Source organism: Carnimonas nigrificans ATCC BAA-78 (genome assembly GCF_000526695.1).
Taxonomy (GTDB): Bacteria; Pseudomonadota; Gammaproteobacteria; order Pseudomonadales; family Halomonadaceae; genus Carnimonas; species Carnimonas nigrificans.
Window position 1 is genome coordinate 90,013 of the sequence record NZ_JAGO01000015.1, and the last position, 16,012, is coordinate 106,024.

A 16,012-nucleotide genomic window follows, 5' to 3' on the forward strand; every position below is an offset into this window, starting at 1 on the left:
CTGTTAACAAGGCGTGAACATTTGAGGCTGAGCCAAATGCGCTTGCTATATTGTTTGCTATCCAAGGGAACCGCCTGAGTCGCATGGTTGACACTTATTTCCATTGGATGGATATTTCTTCGAGCCGCGTTTTGTCGGACTCTGTTTACACTTTCTCTATCAGAGTAGTTCGCGCCATGTTTCACTTCATTCATTGGCCGCAAGGGCTGCGCCGTGCCTTTTTGCCGCTCACCAGCCTGATCGTTCTATTGATGACCTCTTTTAGCCTGGTCTCGCTATGCGTGGGCACTCTCAATATGCTGCACTGGCCGCTGCATTGCGTACTGTTGGTACTGGTGCCATCCCTCGGCGGTGGCCTGATCTCCGCGATGGTGGAGATGTGGACAGACAGCGGCTCTTAAAGCGTACCGTTACCCCTGCTCTGCCTGGCGCGAACGGCAGAAGTCGATAAAGCGCTCGATAAGCGTGCTTCGATACTTGGCCTTGTGAACGACAATACGAAAATTCCGCTCAATAACGAATGGTTCTCCATCTTCCTGCACGATGGGAAGCGCGACCACTCGACCATCGGCCAATGCGTGCCGCGCTTCACGCTCGGAAACGCAGGTTAGCCCGAGTCCTGCCGCGGTCGCGTTGATGATGGCTTCCGCCGAGTTCAGTTCCAGCGCCGCCGACCAATGGCGCAATCGAGGGGTAAGCGCGCGAATAAACTGCTCTCGCGTTCCTGAGCCTTCTTCGCGTAATACCCACTGCTGTTCTTCCAGTGCGGCTAGTGGCAACCTGCGCTGCGGCTCCGTGGCTGCCAGTAGCGCCGCCAGCGGGTGATCGCATCCGGCGACCACGATCAAGCGATCGCTGCACCACTCGACACTCTCCAGCTCCGCCGACTCAGCTGCGCTTTCGATCAGCCCGATATCCAGCTCAAAGCGTTTCAGCGCTTCGCACACATCTCGGCTGTTTGCCAGCAGCACGCTCTGCTCGCTATGGCCCGTTGCCCTGCGAAAATCACGCAGCATCCACGGCAACAATTGATTGCCGATCGTGTGGCTAGCGCCAATCTTTAGCTCCCCGCGCAGGCTATCGCCCTCGCTGGTGAATAACCCTTCAATCTCGTCGTGACGCGCCAGCAGCTCATCCGCCATCGGCAGCAAGCGCCTGCCGAAGGCATTGATATAAAGGCGATTCTTGTAGCGATCGAACAGCGCATGACCCAGCTGCCGTTCAAGCTCCGACAGCGCCATGCTGACCGCGGGCGTGGTCAGGTGTAACCGTTCAGCCGCCGCAGTGATGCCACCTTCGCTGGCGATAGCGACAAAAATGCTGAGCTGACGTGGCGCAATCTTCATGTCCGGACTCGTTATTCAGGAGATTTGAGGTTAGCGGGGAGCATAGCAGCTTGCAGAGTGGAGGGAGAAAGCGGCTGGGGCGTCAGGGAGCTGTCACAATATCGTCGGGAGCCACTGCCTTCCCGCAGAACGTGTAGTATCCCCTGATTGCTTGTGTTCCAGGCAGCCGCAAAGCCTGCGCACTGAGGCTTCGCGGTGAAGGTGAATAGCGACTTTAAGCAAGCAGCGCGAACGCTTTCCTACGCCGACTCGTTAAATCTCGTACACCAGCTGCGCATGAGTGACATCAGATTCGTTAGTGCCTGTGTTGTGAGCAAACCGGTGCTCGACATTCAGCTGCACTTTATGCGGTAGCTCGAACTTCAACCCCACAAACTGATCGTTGCGCTTATAGGAACTGCTGCGCATGGAAGCGGCAGCGATATAGGGCTCAACATTCTTGACCATAGCCCCTTCGATAGGGAAGTTACGCCCAACATACGCTTCTGCGCCAAGCGTGGAGTTATGGAAGACAGGTTTCGAGGCATCTCCCTCTTCATGCGGTATAAAGTTGCGATAGTGGCCGAGCATACCGGCGATGGTCCACTGCTCGGGCGTCCATAGGAAGGAGCTGCCGATCATGTGCTGCGTGAATTTTTTCTGGCCTTCTTCATCGGCATTGGTAATACCGGCGCGATTGACACTAAACCCCGTCGCCCATGAAAGGTCGGGGGTAAGCTGGGTATCAACGGCGGCGGCAATACCTGTCTTGCGTGAATAGCGAAGTCTATTGAAATCAGGCGTTTCGAAATGCTCGCCGGGCAGCAACAGGCTCACATAGATATTGGTTGCTCCCCACTGCTTCTGGTAGCTGAGCAGACTGTTGGCACGATAGGAGGCGTCATAGGTGCCATGTGGGTCAATCCCCTGGCCCGGCCCCTGTCCAGTCATATCCATGATCCAGATATCTGTCTTCGCCCCCACTGCCGTATAAAAGGGGTTGAGCTGCTGCCCGAAGGTGAGGATACCGTACCGGTCGCTGGCGATGCCCGCATAAAGCTGGTGAGTGAAGGTATCGTCGTAGCCATCCCGGTTGTGGTGGTAGTGGCCCTTGACCCTTAACGCCCGGAAATAGCTGCCTTCCATCTCGTAATAGCCAATCGCCTGCCAGCCAGGGGCAAAGTGATAATTGATACCTGCATGAAAGTCCGAGCCATCGGCATATCCACGTCGTGCCACGCTATCGTCGCTGGCGTGGCCGGTGGCATCTTCATACCCGAGCTTTAATGTACCGCCCACGTACAGATCAACGGGAGAGCCGCTATTGCCGTCTTCATCGCCTAACAGATAGACATGTGCGTTGGCAGAAGGCGCTTCCAGGGAGGTCAAACCAAGTGTTAATAAACACCACGGTATTATTTTGCCGGAACGCTTGTGATTGAAGCGCTGTTGAAGAGGGGAGTTCAATATACATCCTTGGTGTTTATCAGGGTGGTTAAATGCGTATCTGAATAGCCAGATTTATTCTTGGGGTCACGTCTTTACACGCAGGTATCAAGGCGATACGAGGCTCATCTTTCGTTAAGCTCCCAAAGCGGCTCTATGATTGATGCAGGCAAAAGGTTTATCCAATAAGACTTTTGTCGTATTGAACTAGCTTCTTAAGAAGGGAGAAGGATTGATAGGAAAGCGGTTCAGGCTGGAGGGACGCCAGGCAGGTAACCCCGCCCGTTGCTCATGGATACGCCTGATCTCGATTGAAATAGGCGATAGCCTATCCATTCCCTCTTTTTATCAAGGCCGTTCACCGTTAGCGAGGCGGGCGTTGATGTCCTTGATAATGCCTGGAAGATCCTTTAATGAACCCACCACATAATGCGCTCCGGCGGCGTACAATTTGTGGGTGGCGCGCTCTTTACGAGCGGTAATTTCGCCCGCTGACATCGCTTGGTACTCTTCCCACGTCGCACCAAACTCATTGCCGGATACGGCAAGTCCGACGCTCCACATGCCGGCGTTTCTTCCCTCTTCAATGCCGGGTACGGCGTCATCCACTTTTACGCAATGAGCAACGGAATCGACGCCCAGCTCGATCACGTTTTGCAGCGCCATCCATGGGCCAGGGCGGCCTCCCGCTGCGAGATCATCGGTAGCTACCCAGTGATCGGGGGCATAGCCGTGCTCGGCAGCAGCCGGTACCAGTCGCTCCATGACCGCGCGAGGGTAGCCGGAACAGGAGCCAATATTGATGCCTTCGGCGCGTAGCTGGGCAATCGTATCGACCACTCCGTCGATGGGGGCCGCAAAGTCGACCACCTTTTCGATCTGCAAGGGCATAAAGGCGGCGTATATAGCATCGACATCTTCTGAGGTCATGGGGCGGCCAAATTTCGCCTGCCAACGTGCATCTACCGAGGGCACTTTGCCGAGTGCTTCTATGTGTTGCCATTTGCCCAATCCCATCGGGATGCGGGCTTCTTCAAGATTTATCTTGATATCAACAGCCTGCTGGAACGCTTCGACGAAAATTTGCGTAGGTGCAAAAGAACCAAAATCGACGGTAGTACCTGCCCAGTCAAGAATAACTGCGTTAATACGGCTCATGGTGGCCCCTTATTTGTTCCAGTACATGGCATTTTGAACGGCAGCAAGCAGTGCAGTGATATCCGCCTCGTAAACTTCACCAATATTGCCAATACGGAAGCAGTTGCTCTGCGATACTTTGCCCGGATAGATAACAAACGCCTGCTGTTTTAGGCGCTCATAAAATTCTTTAAAACGATACTGCGGGCCTTCTGGAGCTAAAAAGGCGGTAATAATGGGGGAGTGCAGTTCATCATCGAGCAGGGTTTTAAATCCTAGCTCCCGCATACCAGCGACCAGTTTGCGCTGATTGTTCTGGTAGCGTTGATGACGTGCCGCTACACCGCCTTCTTCTGCTAGCTCCTTCAGTGCCTGAGCGAACGCCAATACGGTGTGAGTGGGCGAGGTGAAACGCCATTTACCGTGATGTTCCTCCATGCACTTCCACTGGGCATAGAGATCCAGTGACAGAGAGCGAGAACGCCCTGCGCATTCAGCCAGCTTTACTGTACGGGCAATAACGAAGGCAAACCCGGGGACGCCTTGAATACACTTGTTGGCAGAGCTAATAAGGTAATCAATATTAAGCTCGGCAATATCCATGGGAATACCGCCGAAACTGCTCATGGCATCAACGATATAGGTTCTGCCGTAACGCTTTGCTAATTGGCCCACTTCCTCAATAGGGTTGAGGATGCCTGTGGTGGTTTCACTGTGCACCATGGCGATATGGGTAATAGCGGCATCAGTGTCGAGCAGTGATTCAATTTTATGAATGTCTGGCAGGGCGGTTTCACCACAATCATAAACGTGGTGAGCAATGCCCATCAGGTTGGCCATCTCGGCCATGCGTGCGCCATAGGCACCATTGCTGACAATCAGCACCTTGTCCTGCGGGCCAAGCGCACTGCCGAGCACCGCTTCTACAGCGTAGCTGCCACTTCCCTGCAAGAGTACGGAGGTGTAATCCTCGGATGCCGTTGCCAGTTGGGTAAGCTGCTGGCGAATTTTTTCCACGACGCCGAGATTGTAGTCATCATCCCAGGTGCAGCTATCGAACAGCATCGCCTCTTTCACGCTGTGTGAGGTGGTCAGGGGGCCTGGAGTGAGCAACAGGTAGTTGAGTGAGGTCATGGTTTTCCTTTGGTATATACCAGATTTATATTTATCATGACCAAAGGCTCCTCAATGAGTCAAAGGGAAAGTGGCGGTGCAACAAAAAATTCATCAACGGCTATGTCATTCACATGCGGTGAATGACAGGCGGGTGATGAGGAAGGAAGGGCTGCCCCCATACAATTTGAAACATGGCGAGTATAATCGCGGCTCGCACAGAGGGAACGAGCAGGCATGACATCTATTCCGAGCCATACCCCGCAATATATGTGGATCAAGGCACAGCTGCTGCAACGCATTCAGAGTGGCGCGCTGAAAAAGGGCGACAAACTGCCGTCTGAACGGGAGCTATGCACCATCTTCAACACTACTCGCACCACCATTCGCGAGAGTTTGTCGCAGATGGAGGCCAATGGGCTTATCTGGCGGTCTGATCGCCGGGGCTGGTTTGTTGCTCCTGAACGGCTGTGGCTGGACCCGACCCAAAACACCAACTTCCATCAGTTGAGCCGTGAACAGGGGCGGGAGCCTCAGACCACTTTGCTGAGTGGCACGCTGACGACCGTGCCGGTCGAGGCAGTAGAGGCGCTACAGCTGCATCCGTTTGACCAAATCTATCTGTTGACCCGCTTGCGTTCCGTGGATGGTCGTGCCGTTTGTTACTGTGAAAACCACTGTCTTCCAGCCCGAGTGCCGGAACTGCTGAGTCACGATCTTAACGGCAGTCTCACCGAGGTCTATGAAACTCACTACAAACTGATCTATACCAGTATGCATCTGTCGTTCTATCCAACGGCCATGCCGGCTCAGGCCGCCCAGCCACTGGGTGTGATGGAAGGCCGCCCAGCGCTGCTGCTGCGTCGGCTCAACTACGACCAATATGGCCGCGTGCTTGATCTGGATATCGAATACTGGCGGCATGACAGTCTGCGCATAGAGGTTGATACCCACTAAGTCATTTCGTCATCTTCATGTAATGAAAGCCGGTTAGCGTGGAATGAATCTGGTCTAGCCCAGATCACCAAAACGTACGCTATGAGGCTATCACGATGAAACTTTTCCACCTTGCTCTTTGGTCTGCTTTAACTCTCACCAGCGCCCCTTCCTGGGCAGAGCAGGTGGTGACAGTTTATTCCATTGATGGATTGCATAACGGAAATAACAGCTGGTACCAAACTCAGTTTGAGGAATTTACCAAAGCTACCGGTATTAGTGTGCGCTATGTGGAGGCCGGTGGTGGTGTGGTTGTCGAGCGTCTCGCCAAAGAGCGCTCCAACCCCCAGGCAGATGTACTGGTTTCTGCTCCGCCCTTCATTCAACGAGCGGCATCCGAAAAACTGCTGGAAAGTTTTAAAACTGACGCGGCAGCGGAAATCCCTGACTCCAACGATCTATATTCCCCGCTGGTAAAGAATTACCTGAGCTTTATCTATAACAGCAAGCTGCTCAAAACTCCCCCCGTTAACTGGACGGATTTATTGGACAGCAAGTTTCAAAGCAAACTCCAATATTCTACGCCGGGGCAGGCCGCTGACGGCACGGGCGTGATGTTGCAGGTTTTCCACAGCTTCGGCAGCAAAGAGGCTGGTCTTGATTACCTGAGCAAACTTCAGGCCAATAACGTGGGGCCATCTTCTTCTACCGGAAAACTGACAGGGCTGGTAAATAAAGGCGAGATTTATGTCGCGAATGGCGACTTGCAAATGAATCTTGCGCAGATGGAAGACAACCCGAATGTGCAGATTTTCTGGCCCGCCGACAAGGATGGCAAACGCAGTGCCCTTGAAATTCCGTACACGATCGGTTTGGTCAAAGGCGCGCCGGATAGTGAGAATGGCAAGAAGCTGATCAACTTCCTGCAGAGCAAGGAAGCGCAGGCCAGCGTGAGCGCGCTCTCTTTCGGTATGCCCGTGCGCAGCGATGTTACTCCTACAGATGACCACTACAAGGCCGCTGTTTCCGCCATGGAAGGCGTAGAGAGCTGGCAGCCGGACTGGAATGAAGTAGCGGCATCTCTATCAGAGGATATCTCCCGCTGGAATGAAATGGCTGATGGCGAGTAAGCATGATGTTAATGAAATCAGTCGATCCGCAGTCATCCACGATGCAGGGAACTTCCGGCATCACCCTCGATTCGTTATGCGTCGCCTATCATGGTCATGTCGTACTTAAACCACTTTCGCTGACGATTGAACCGGGTGAAGTGCTGGCACTGATTGGCCCTTCCGGATCGGGAAAAACCACCGTATTGAGAACGATTGCGGGCTTTGTCCAGCCGGTGGGTGGGCGCATTTTAATTGGTGACACGGATGTCACCAGACTGCCGCCTTACAAGCGGGGGTTAGCGATGGTTGTTCAAAACTATGCGCTTTTCCCTCACTTGAAGGTGGAAGATAACGTGGCCTTTGGCTTAAGAGCGCAGAAACAGCCAAAGGCACTGATTAAAGAGCGCGTCACTCATGCGTTAAAAACGGTGGGTATGAGCGATTATGCCACCCGTTATCCCCATCAGCTTTCGGGCGGGCAGCAGCAGCGCGTGGCGATAGCCCGTGCGATTGCAGTGCGTCCGCGAGTGCTGCTGCTTGATGAGCCACTTTCGGCCCTGGATGCCCAGATTCGCCACAGCATGGTGGAGGAGATAGATCGCCTGCACCGGGAGCTGCCGGAACTGACCATTTTGTATGTCACCCACGATCAAACGGAAGCGCTTACCCTGGCAGATAAAATCGGCATCATGAAAGGCGGTTCAATGATCGCCCATGGTGAAACCCACGCGCTGTACCAATATCCGCAAAACCGCTTTACCGCAGAATTCTTGGGGCGCGCCAATATCCTTCCCGCTACCGCTTTGAAACTGGAGGAGGCGCCCGGGCTGATGGATGTCTATTGCGGCAGCGCCATTGTTCGCGCGTTCAATCAGGGCGGCCATAAAAGCCGTAACAAACTGCTGTGCATACGCCCTCAGCACTTAAGCCTGACGCCGCGCTCCGAGCATAGCAACTGTTTTAACGCCACGTTGCGTTCAGTGCACTGGCAGGGTGATCTCACCCATCTGCTGTGTGATGTAGAAGGGGAAACCGTTCGTATGGTGATGACACATATCAATCCGTTGCCGCAGTCGGGGGATAAGCTGACCCTGTGGTTTGAACCCCATGATGCTGTTCTGATTGAGGTATAACGATGCCTCTCTTTCTACCGGTGGAGCAATCCACTCGCCACCTGCGCCCCTTTCTGTGGTTATTGATGCCGTTATTGGTGCTGGCCGTGCTGTTTTTCTGGCCCCTGTCGCTGATTGTCCAGCATGCATTGAGTGATGACAGTGGACATATTGGACTGGGTACATTCTGGCAGGTAATAGAATCCAGGCGTTTTCTTGGGGCGCTGATCAATACCTTGCAAATAGCCTGTTTTGCCACCATCGGCTGTCTGCTGCTGGGGAGTCTGCTCTCGCTTATTCTGGAATTTACCCCGTTTCCGGGCAGCAGGATCATTGGGCGGGTAATAGATACCTTTATTGCAATGCCAACGTTTCTGATTACTTTGGCCTTTACGTTTATCTACGGTTCTGCGGGGTTATTGAACGGGACATTAATGAGCCTGTTCGACTTCGATCTTCCGCCAGTGGATTTTCTTTATTCCATGAAGGGCGTCATCCTGGCCGAAATCACGGTATTTACTCCGCTGGTCATGCGCCCATTGATGGCGGCGCTCAGACAAATTGATAAATCCCAATTGGAAGCGGCCAGCATTCTTGGCGCCACTCCCCTCAAGGTGATTTTGCAGGTGCTGTTACCGGCTGCACTGCCGGCGCTGATGGCGGGAGGAAGCCTTTGCCTGCTGCTGACCACCAATGAATTCGGCATTGTGTTTTTCATCGGTGCCAAGGGCGTGAATACGCTTCCCATGATGGTTTACAGCAAGGCGCTGCTCGAATCTGACTACAGCGTGGCCTGCATGATTGCGTTAATTAATATCGCCTTGTCATTGGGACTGTTCACCCTATATCGCCTGGCAACATCACGTATCGGTACAAGGAATTAATCATGTTGATTTGGTCGCGCAAAGGGCGCGCTGCATTAGGGCTGGTGGCCATTCTGCTATTTGCCCTGTTTTTCCTTCTGCCGCTGGTGGCAATTCTGATGTCCAGCCTTAGCCGGCAGTGGAATGACGTTTTACCCACCGGGTTTACGCTATCGCACTTTACCAATGCGTTTCACGGCGGTTCGAAGGATTCCTTGATCGCCAGTTTAACCGTTGCCTTTGGCTCCAGCCTTTTTGCGCTGTTATATGGGGTTTGGGCAGCGCTGGCGCTACGTCAGTATCATTTCAGAATACAGAAATGGTTGAGTATGGCGTTTTATCTACCCAGCGCTATTCCTTCTGTATCCATAGGACTGGGGGCACTTGTGGCCTTTAGCCAAGGGCCTCTGCAAATGAACGGAACGCTATGGATTGTCATGATTACCCATTTCGTTCTTATCTCCGCATTTACCTTCAGCAATATCTCGACGGGACTTATGCGAGTCAGTGGGGATATAGAGAATGTAGCTTCAAGCCTTGGCGCATCCCCACGCTATCGTCTGTATCACATCACCTTACCGCTGTTACTCCCCTGGATGGTATCGGCGCTGGCGCTGAGCCTGTCGCTCTCAATGGGAGAGCTGGGGGCCACCATGATTATCTATCCTCCGGGCTGGATTACCCTGCCAGTAGCTATTTTCAGCTTGACTGACCGCGGCAGTATTGCCGATGGTGCGGCACTGGCCATCGTTCAGGTAGCGGTTACCCTATTCCTGATGCTAAGTCTGGAAAGGGTCGCTAAACGTTTGGTGCAAAGATAGATACCGCTGAAGGGGGAAGCCGTTTTAGCTGCCTATATATCCCCTACATGGCGTCGCTCTTACTGCTGCCGCTGGTTATATATTTTAAATGTTAGAATTTAAAATATAACGCTCTCCAATCAAACAGAGCAGCATTGCTGCTGCTCCATTCCTTTCATCCTCTCCGTTAAAACGAATATTGGACCGCCAGACGGTTCTGCCAGAAGTTGGTGTGATTAACATCAGGCCGTTGAGCCACCTGAAGACCAAACCAGTCGCCAATGGAGAATCCTGTCAGGGCTCCGCTGAAGTTGTAGATGAAGTAGCCCATGTATTCAGACTGATTCAGGCTTTTGCCGGTGTACTGGGCGTCGCCACTGTTGTATCCGACTAGATCCATAAAGGAGTACTGGGCACCTACAATCAGCTTGCCGTCATCAAAGGCGTTGGAGGTGCTGATCTGATAGACGTTTCCTGCTCCCAGATCCTGAGTGCTGGTAAAGTACGGCTGGGCGAACAGTGGTCCTGACATCATGTTGTGAGCATAGGGCGTCACGAGCGCGCCTCTCATATGCCCCTGACGATGGGAGGTAATGTGGTCGTAGCCGAGCGACAGATTGAATGAGTGATAATCGAAGCCGGTTTGTAGGCCATAAATATGGCTCTGGGCATCGCGCTCTTCAGGATCATTGGAATACCGTGCTGTCAGCGTTTTGCCATTGCTGTGGCCGCGCAGCATTTGCACCGCCAGGAAGGGGCGCACGCCGTCCCGATCAAGTTGCCCCTTGCCCTGAATATAATCCAGGTTGGCATAATCCTTGTAGGCTTGATGCCAGATATCGCCCGTCCAGACCATCCCTTTGGTGTGGTAGGTACCATGCCCGCTCACGCTCCACATGCCGGAGGTGGTTTCATCGGGATCGACAGTACCATCGACGTTATACATCGTTGTCTTGCTGAATCTTCCTGCGCCCCACGTCTTGTAGCGGAAGACCTTGGTAGCTTCCAGATAGTTATCCGCATCGCCATATTTGATATCAATGGCCTGGAACAGGTTGGGGGTGATACGCCAGTCTTCCGTGCTGGCAAAGGGCAGATTCAGGCGCTGATTACCTGCGGTAATCGCGAAACCAGCTCCCTGCCAGCGCAGCCAGGCTTCACCGATATTGGTCTGGTTATTGCCCAGTTCACCGACCAGATGGTCGTGATCCCGATGGATACCGCGCTGCACGTAGCCGCCAACGCCAAAGCTAAAGCCTAAATAGGGCGCACTGTAGAAATTGGCGTAGCCACCGTAGCTGGTGGTGTCCTGATGATAGCCCTTGGCGAAGTAGGCATTATGCGTGGAATAACTGAGTACCCCGAAGGTGCCATGGGTGGCCCCTTTGGTGAACATCTCGGTCAGGCTGTCGGCGCTGTCATCGGCGGGAGTATCCGCAGACTGAGCCACGGCAAATGCCGGTACAGTGGCGAGTACCGCACCAAGCAGCAGCGGGCGATAGTGAGACATGGGCGACTTCATTGGAAGGAGTTCTCCTTGCCTGCCACAGGGATAGAGGCAGGTTGTTATTGTGTAGAGTGCTCGAAACAGGTGTTGATGAATCTTGCGTTAGTGGTGCGTATCAAGGTGTTGTGTATTGATAGAAAGCGAATGAAGACGGCGCAAAGCGTGAGTTGAACAGCATCTTTGCAGGCCCTTCGATGTTTGTGTTTTCTCCTCTGAATCAGTTCTGAATATGCTTTGCCTGGCGATAAAAGGCGGGGCAGGGCTGGCCCCGACGCTGCCTTCCCGTGCTATCGACGCCGGAGATGACAGCTTCGGTAAATCTTGTTCTGATACCTTGCCGTTTGACGATGCGCATACTGCTGCGGCGCATGATATCGCGACCACGACCTGACCACTATTCGAGGCGGCGGGTAGGGGCCAGTTGCATTGCCATGATCTCCCTGAGCAATAGCCTCGATGAGCCGCCTGTTGTTCTTGTATGCAAAATGTATTCACGCGATAAAGAAACGGCTTAATCCCAGCTTGCTTAACGCACGGCGGTAGGCGATGGAGCTGACATCCGCAGGAATATGGGCCTCCATTTTTGGGTCCAGTGGCAGCTGTTCTGGCCTCTGCTGCTCCACCATGGCGGCATCTTCAGCAAACACGCGAGCATTGAAGTCGTAGACATCCTGCACGGGAAGATCGGTATCAAAATTGCGTGCAATAGGGCAGAACAGACGGGTTTTGCGGGCCGAAACAGGTGAAGCGGCATTTAAAATGGACAGTCGCCCTTCATCGGGGAAATGCACGGTGAGTTGCGCGGTGAAGGGCGGAAAACAACGGAAATGGCGCAACCACACGAACCCTTCCGGTGCCGTGTTTTCAACCCCATTGGGATAGTTGGGCACATCGCTGTAGTACTTCGCTTCAAATCCATACTCGGTGGGCTGAGGACGATAATTGGGCACCAGCGGATTCTCTGCATCGGCAAAGGTATCGGTATGAATAAAGGCAAAGTGGGCGACATCAAGGAAGCCTTCGACCTGGCGTCCGGCAAAGCCTGCAATATCAAAGGCAGGGCAGTTGATCTGCTGGAAGCCTGCTTCATCCCAGTGGGGCATAAAGGGCATCTTCTCATCCTGACCATCCGCTGAGGGGCGCAGGCACGTCCACACCAGCCCATAGCGCAGAATGACGGGGTAGGCGGTTAAATGCAGCTTGCCGGGAATGGCGTTGTCAGGGTGGGCCGGCACCTTGATACATTTTCCGTCCTGACCAAATTGCAGGCCGTGGTAGGGGCAGCGTACCCCTAGGCAATCATGGTTGGAGCCCATGGAGAGCGGCACACCGCGGTGGGTACAGATATCGTTGGCGACGACGATATCGCTTCCCGCCTTATAAATGACCAGCTTCTCATCCAGCAGGGTGGCAGACAGTAACCCCGAGGACTCTATATCCCGGATCAAGGCAACCGGATACCAGTGTTTGGCCAGGATGTGCCAATCTTCCTCCTCAAAAGTGCAGCCGCGGGGCAGAGAGTTTTCTGGTGCACGGTGTGGAAACTTAGCAATGGCTTCCATGGCGTTACTCCTGATAGTTATTCTTGCTCGAACGTCATAACGAGTTTGGCGATCAAAAACTTTTCATTTTCCCCGGGTTAAGCAGCCCCTGAGGATCATAGTTACGTTTGGTTGTCAGAATGTCGTGATCGAATCCCGCCGCATGTTTACCCAGTTCCAGAATGTAGGTATGTGGATCATTGATCTGTATCCCCAGCTCACGATGCAGCGCGATAACTTCATTCAAACGGGCCTGGTCGCGATAGCGCAGCAAGGTAAGCCCCGCACAAAAGACCTCACCCTTGTCATTGCGCAAAAGTTCGATATGTTGCAGAAGCTCGTCACCCAACCGCTCGCGCAGGGTCTTCAACGCTTCCAGCTCGTGACCGATGGGAAACATCGCTTGCAGGTAGGTCAGCGAGCTGTCATGGGAGAGTGCATGTAATGTGGTGTGATTCCAGCAGTATTCGTGCAGGGAGTGCTCGTACTGCTTCTCCTCAACACCTGCTTGTGTGGTGATTGCCCGGCCCTGAAATTCGTTCAGCAGCCCCTTGATAGTGCTCTCCGATTGAACGGCCGTGGTAAGGATCAGCGCGTGCTCCGTCTCGGTGAACTGTTCCGCCCAGCTATCGAAAAAGCACACCACCGAGGGTTCGAAATAGCCGATTTCCCGTTTGATGAGGCCAGGCAGCTTGGCTACTTTGAGAGCAAACTGCATGGCGGCATCTTGATCCGGAAAGGCCAGCAGCTGTTCGCACCAGTTCACGCGTGGGGCCAGGGTCAGAGTAAGCTCAAGAATGATGGCATTGGTGCCGTAGGCGTGGGCAATGTGGCTTGCGCCTTCTGCATCCAGCTCAATGATGCGCGGCTTCTCTTCAATCGTCATGATGCAAGCGCCGATCACGGTTCCGGGAGTTGCGAGGGGGCCATAGGTGATGGAGCCAATGCCACCGAAACCGCCGCCGTAAAACCCGCCCAGCGTTGCCATGCGGAAGGTCGACGGCATACAGCGCAGCTCCCATCCGGTAGGGCGCACCGCACTCTCCAGGTCGATCAAACGAATGCCCGCCTGGGCGCGGACACTACCGTTACCGTGTGACTTGATGGCGTTGAGTGACGTCATGTCGATGACAACACCGCCCTGTAACGGTACGGCTTGCCCATAGTTGCCGCTGCCTCCGCCCCTGATCGTCATGGGAATTTGCTGTTTGACGCAGGCGCTGACGAGCTGGGCCAGCTCCCCTTCACTTGCAGGGCGCGCGCCAATCTCGGCGACGCAGTCGGATAGCTGCTCCTTCAGCACAGGGCTGAACCAGCTAAAGTCCTTTGATAGACGCTTCAGCAAGGCGGGGCGTGTGATCCAGGTGAGGTTGGCACAATCCGCCTGTAGCGCCTCCAGAGCAGTAGCGTTGGCATCTTGAGTCGTCATTTCGTGACTTCCTTTGAATTATTGTTACTCACGATGCGTGATGTATCGTGCGACAAGGATTGCATGTTGCATTGAGCATGGGCCGAGGATGCAGCAGGTTCACTGCCTGTGCTCTTGTTCCGTTTCATGCCAGCGTCCAATCACCAGTTTGGATAACAGCGTCATGAGGGCGAACAGGCCAATGCCGATGGCTGAAATCAGCACCAGGGCAGCAAACATCAGAGGAATATTGAGCTGATAGCCCGCCTGTAGAATCTGATAGGCCAGGCCGGTGTTGGAGCCTCCTGTGCCGGCCACGAACTCAGCGACAACGGCACCAATCAGGGAAAGACCTGAGGCGATGCGCAGTGCAGCGAAAAAGTTGGGGAGTGCCGAAGGTACCCGCAGACGTAGCAGCAACTGCAAGCGTGAAGCATTCTGTAGCTTGAAGTAGGCCGAAAGCCCGGGGCTGACGCTGCGTAGGCCCAGTGTCATATTGGAGATGATCGGGAAGATGGCCACTAGCGTTGAGCAGATGGTCAAGGCCACTACGGTATTGTTGATCCAGATGATAATCAGCGGTGCGATGGCAACAATAGGCGTTACCTGCAGCAGCACGACATAGGGAAAGAAGGCGGTTTCGATCATTCTGTTCTGGACAAAGATGAAGGCGATGATGACCCCCAGAACGGTCGCTACCAATAGCGAAAGCAACGTTATTTCAAGCGTGAATAGCGTAGCGTGGCCCAGCACTGACCAGTTGGACACCAGGGTTTTTAGAGTTGCCCAGGGGCTGGGTACTATGTAGGCCGGTACCTTGAAGGCCACAACCAGGTATTGCCAGATCGCTACCAGTACCACACCGATGGTGACCGGGAATAGCATGTGAACGAGCGTTCGACGATTCATGCGCGGACCTCGCTATCCTGGCTTGCTGACAGCAGTGATTGCTGCAATTTCATTGAGTATTCGGCAAAGCGTGAAGAGAGTCGGAACTCATCGGTGCGTGGGTAAGGCTCCTCTATGCAAACCTCTTCAACAACCCGCCCCGGGCGGGCAGCCATGACCACCACACGTTCGGAAAGAAAGACGGATTCAGCGATCGAGTGGGTAACGAATACCACGCTCAAGCCTCGCTCCTTCCACAGGCGCAGCAGATCACTATCAAGACGGTTGCGCGTTATCTCATCCAGAGCGCCAAAAGGTTCATCCATCAGCAGAAGGTCCGGTTGTACCACCAGGCCACGGGCGATCGAGACGCGCATCTGCATACCGCCAGAGAGCTCTCGCGGTAAGGCATTGGCGAAGCCTTCCAGCCCCACCAGCTCCAGCACCTCATCGACCCGCTTATTGGCTTCCGTGGTTGAGATGCCTTCAAGCTCAAGGGGTAAACGCACATTGCGGCGGACGCTATGCCAGGGCATCAGCGTCGCCTCCTGAAACACGAAGGCCAGTTTATGGAGGCTCTTGTGTGCCCGGGCGATGGGTTGCCGCCAGCGCAGCAGCTTGCCATCCGACGGTGCGGTCAGACCGGCAATCATTTTTAACAAGGTACTTTTACCGCATCCCGAAGGCCCTAGCAGGGAGACAAAGTCGCCCTGCTGGATAGTCAGGTCCACAGGCCTCAATGCTTGAGTGCCGTTGGGGTACACCTTCTCGGCGGACAGCACCTCGACAGCAGGTACATTTGCCCTGGTAAGAGGGGGAGTCAT

At 54.1% G+C, this 16,012-nt stretch carries 15 protein-coding genes; 6 read left to right on the forward strand and 9 right to left on the reverse strand.

The window, feature by feature from the left end:
- Positions 1-176 precede the first annotated feature (176 nt).
- On the forward strand, positions 177-401 hold the full coding sequence (locus L881_RS0110325; protein WP_025733620.1) for a hypothetical protein: 225 nt from the start codon (positions 177-179) through the stop codon (positions 399-401).
- 9 nt (positions 402-410) lie between these two features.
- Here L881_RS0110325 and L881_RS0110330 read toward each other — a convergent pair whose 3' ends face one another.
- The 4 genes from L881_RS0110330 to phnW form a co-directional block, all read right to left on the reverse strand.
- The gene (locus L881_RS0110330; RefSeq protein WP_025733621.1) at positions 411-1,346 is read right to left on the reverse strand and encodes a LysR substrate-binding domain-containing protein; all 936 of its coding nucleotides are present in this window, start codon (positions 1,344-1,346) and stop codon (positions 411-413) included.
- Between the two features lie 252 nt (positions 1,347-1,598).
- A complete protein-coding gene (locus tag L881_RS0110335) occupies positions 1,599-2,792 on the reverse strand; it encodes a porin (protein ID WP_025733622.1) in 1,194 nt (397 codons plus the stop codon).
- Between the two features lie 327 nt (positions 2,793-3,119).
- On the reverse strand, positions 3,120-3,929 hold the full coding sequence (gene phnX / locus L881_RS0110340; RefSeq protein ID WP_025733623.1) for a phosphonoacetaldehyde hydrolase: 810 nt from the start codon (positions 3,927-3,929) through the stop codon (positions 3,120-3,122).
- Between the two features lie 9 nt (positions 3,930-3,938).
- The gene (gene phnW / locus L881_RS0110345) at positions 3,939-5,042 is read right to left on the reverse strand and encodes a 2-aminoethylphosphonate--pyruvate transaminase (RefSeq protein ID WP_025733624.1); all 1,104 of its coding nucleotides are present in this window, start codon (positions 5,040-5,042) and stop codon (positions 3,939-3,941) included.
- A 216-nt stretch (positions 5,043-5,258) separates the two neighbouring features.
- Here phnW and phnR point away from each other — a divergent pair, with 216 nt between their 5' ends.
- The 5 genes from phnR (at position 5,259) to phnV (ending at position 9,865) form a co-directional block, all read left to right on the forward strand.
- Complete coding sequence (phnR, locus tag L881_RS0110350) at positions 5,259-5,978, forward strand: phosphonate utilization transcriptional regulator PhnR (protein WP_025733625.1); 720 nt, start codon at positions 5,259-5,261, stop codon at positions 5,976-5,978.
- A 95-nt stretch (positions 5,979-6,073) separates the two neighbouring features.
- A complete protein-coding gene (gene phnS, locus L881_RS0110355; protein WP_025733626.1) occupies positions 6,074-7,087 on the forward strand; it encodes a 2-aminoethylphosphonate ABC transporter substrate-binding protein in 1,014 nt (337 codons plus the stop codon).
- Positions 7,088-7,089: 2 nt separating this feature from the next.
- Positions 7,090-8,202: a 2-aminoethylphosphonate ABC transport system ATP-binding subunit PhnT gene (gene phnT, locus L881_RS0110360; RefSeq protein ID WP_211238914.1), complete on the forward strand. Its 1,113-nt coding sequence runs from the start codon at positions 7,090-7,092 to the stop codon at positions 8,200-8,202.
- Between the two features lie 2 nt (positions 8,203-8,204).
- Positions 8,205-9,065, forward strand: a complete 861-nt coding sequence (phnU, locus tag L881_RS0110365; RefSeq protein WP_025733628.1) for a 2-aminoethylphosphonate ABC transporter permease subunit — start codon at positions 8,205-8,207, stop codon at positions 9,063-9,065.
- Positions 9,066-9,067: 2 nt separating this feature from the next.
- Positions 9,068-9,865, forward strand: a complete 798-nt coding sequence (phnV, locus tag L881_RS0110370) for a 2-aminoethylphosphonate ABC transport system, membrane component PhnV (protein WP_025733629.1) — start codon at positions 9,068-9,070, stop codon at positions 9,863-9,865.
- A 166-nt stretch (positions 9,866-10,031) separates the two neighbouring features.
- Here phnV and L881_RS0110375 read toward each other — a convergent pair whose 3' ends face one another.
- The 5 genes from L881_RS0110375 to L881_RS0110400 form a co-directional block, all read right to left on the reverse strand.
- Positions 10,032-11,354 carry a TonB-dependent receptor gene (locus L881_RS0110375; RefSeq protein ID WP_156926549.1) on the reverse strand — a complete coding sequence of 441 codons (1,323 nt, stop codon included), beginning with the start codon at positions 11,352-11,354 and terminating at the stop codon, positions 10,032-10,034.
- 488 nt (positions 11,355-11,842) lie between these two features.
- Positions 11,843-12,913, reverse strand: coding sequence for an aromatic ring-hydroxylating oxygenase subunit alpha (locus L881_RS0110385; RefSeq protein WP_025733631.1), 1,071 nt, complete (start codon positions 12,911-12,913; stop codon positions 11,843-11,845).
- Positions 12,914-12,965: 52 nt separating this feature from the next.
- Positions 12,966-14,321, reverse strand: a complete 1,356-nt coding sequence (locus L881_RS13225; RefSeq protein WP_034579302.1) for an FAD-binding oxidoreductase — start codon at positions 14,319-14,321, stop codon at positions 12,966-12,968.
- 99 nt (positions 14,322-14,420) lie between these two features.
- The gene (locus L881_RS0110395) at positions 14,421-15,209 is read right to left on the reverse strand and encodes an ABC transporter permease (RefSeq protein ID WP_025733632.1); all 789 of its coding nucleotides are present in this window, start codon (positions 15,207-15,209) and stop codon (positions 14,421-14,423) included.
- Entirely contained in the window at positions 15,206-16,012 is an 807-nt protein-coding gene (locus L881_RS0110400) for an ABC transporter ATP-binding protein (protein ID WP_025733633.1), read from the reverse strand. The genes L881_RS0110395 and L881_RS0110400 overlap by 4 nt, the downstream gene beginning before the upstream one ends.

What these genes read in the sequence shown, in the direction of transcription:
- L881_RS0110325 (WP_025733620.1), top strand. Translation starts at nt 177, where the DNA reads ATGTTTCACTTCATTCATTGGCCGCAAGGGCTGCGCCGTGCCTTTTTG.
- L881_RS0110330 (WP_025733621.1), bottom strand. Translation starts at nt 1,346, where the DNA reads ATGAAGATTGCGCCACGTCAGCTCAGCATTTTTGTCGCTATCGCCAGC.
- phnX (WP_025733623.1), bottom strand. Translation starts at nt 3,929, where the DNA reads ATGAGCCGTATTAACGCAGTTATTCTTGACTGGGCAGGTACTACCGTC.
- phnW (WP_025733624.1), bottom strand. Translation starts at nt 5,042, where the DNA reads ATGACCTCACTCAACTACCTGTTGCTCACTCCAGGCCCCCTGACCACC.
- phnR (WP_025733625.1), top strand. Translation starts at nt 5,259, where the DNA reads ATGACATCTATTCCGAGCCATACCCCGCAATATATGTGGATCAAGGCA.
- phnS (WP_025733626.1), top strand. Translation starts at nt 6,074, where the DNA reads ATGAAACTTTTCCACCTTGCTCTTTGGTCTGCTTTAACTCTCACCAGC.
- phnT (WP_211238914.1), top strand. Translation starts at nt 7,090, where the DNA reads ATGATGTTAATGAAATCAGTCGATCCGCAGTCATCCACGATGCAGGGA.
- phnU (WP_025733628.1), top strand. Translation starts at nt 8,205, where the DNA reads ATGCCTCTCTTTCTACCGGTGGAGCAATCCACTCGCCACCTGCGCCCC.
- phnV (WP_025733629.1), top strand. Translation starts at nt 9,068, where the DNA reads ATGTTGATTTGGTCGCGCAAAGGGCGCGCTGCATTAGGGCTGGTGGCC.
- L881_RS0110375 (WP_156926549.1), bottom strand. Translation starts at nt 11,354, where the DNA reads ATGTCTCACTATCGCCCGCTGCTGCTTGGTGCGGTACTCGCCACTGTA.
- L881_RS0110385 (WP_025733631.1), bottom strand. Translation starts at nt 12,913, where the DNA reads ATGGAAGCCATTGCTAAGTTTCCACACCGTGCACCAGAAAACTCTCTG.
- L881_RS13225 (WP_034579302.1), bottom strand. Translation starts at nt 14,321, where the DNA reads ATGACGACTCAAGATGCCAACGCTACTGCTCTGGAGGCGCTACAGGCG.
- L881_RS0110395 (WP_025733632.1), bottom strand. Translation starts at nt 15,209, where the DNA reads ATGAATCGTCGAACGCTCGTTCACATGCTATTCCCGGTCACCATCGGT.
- L881_RS0110400 (WP_025733633.1), bottom strand. Translation starts at nt 16,012, where the DNA reads ATGACTCCCCCTCTTACCAGGGCAAATGTACCTGCTGTCGAGGTGCTG.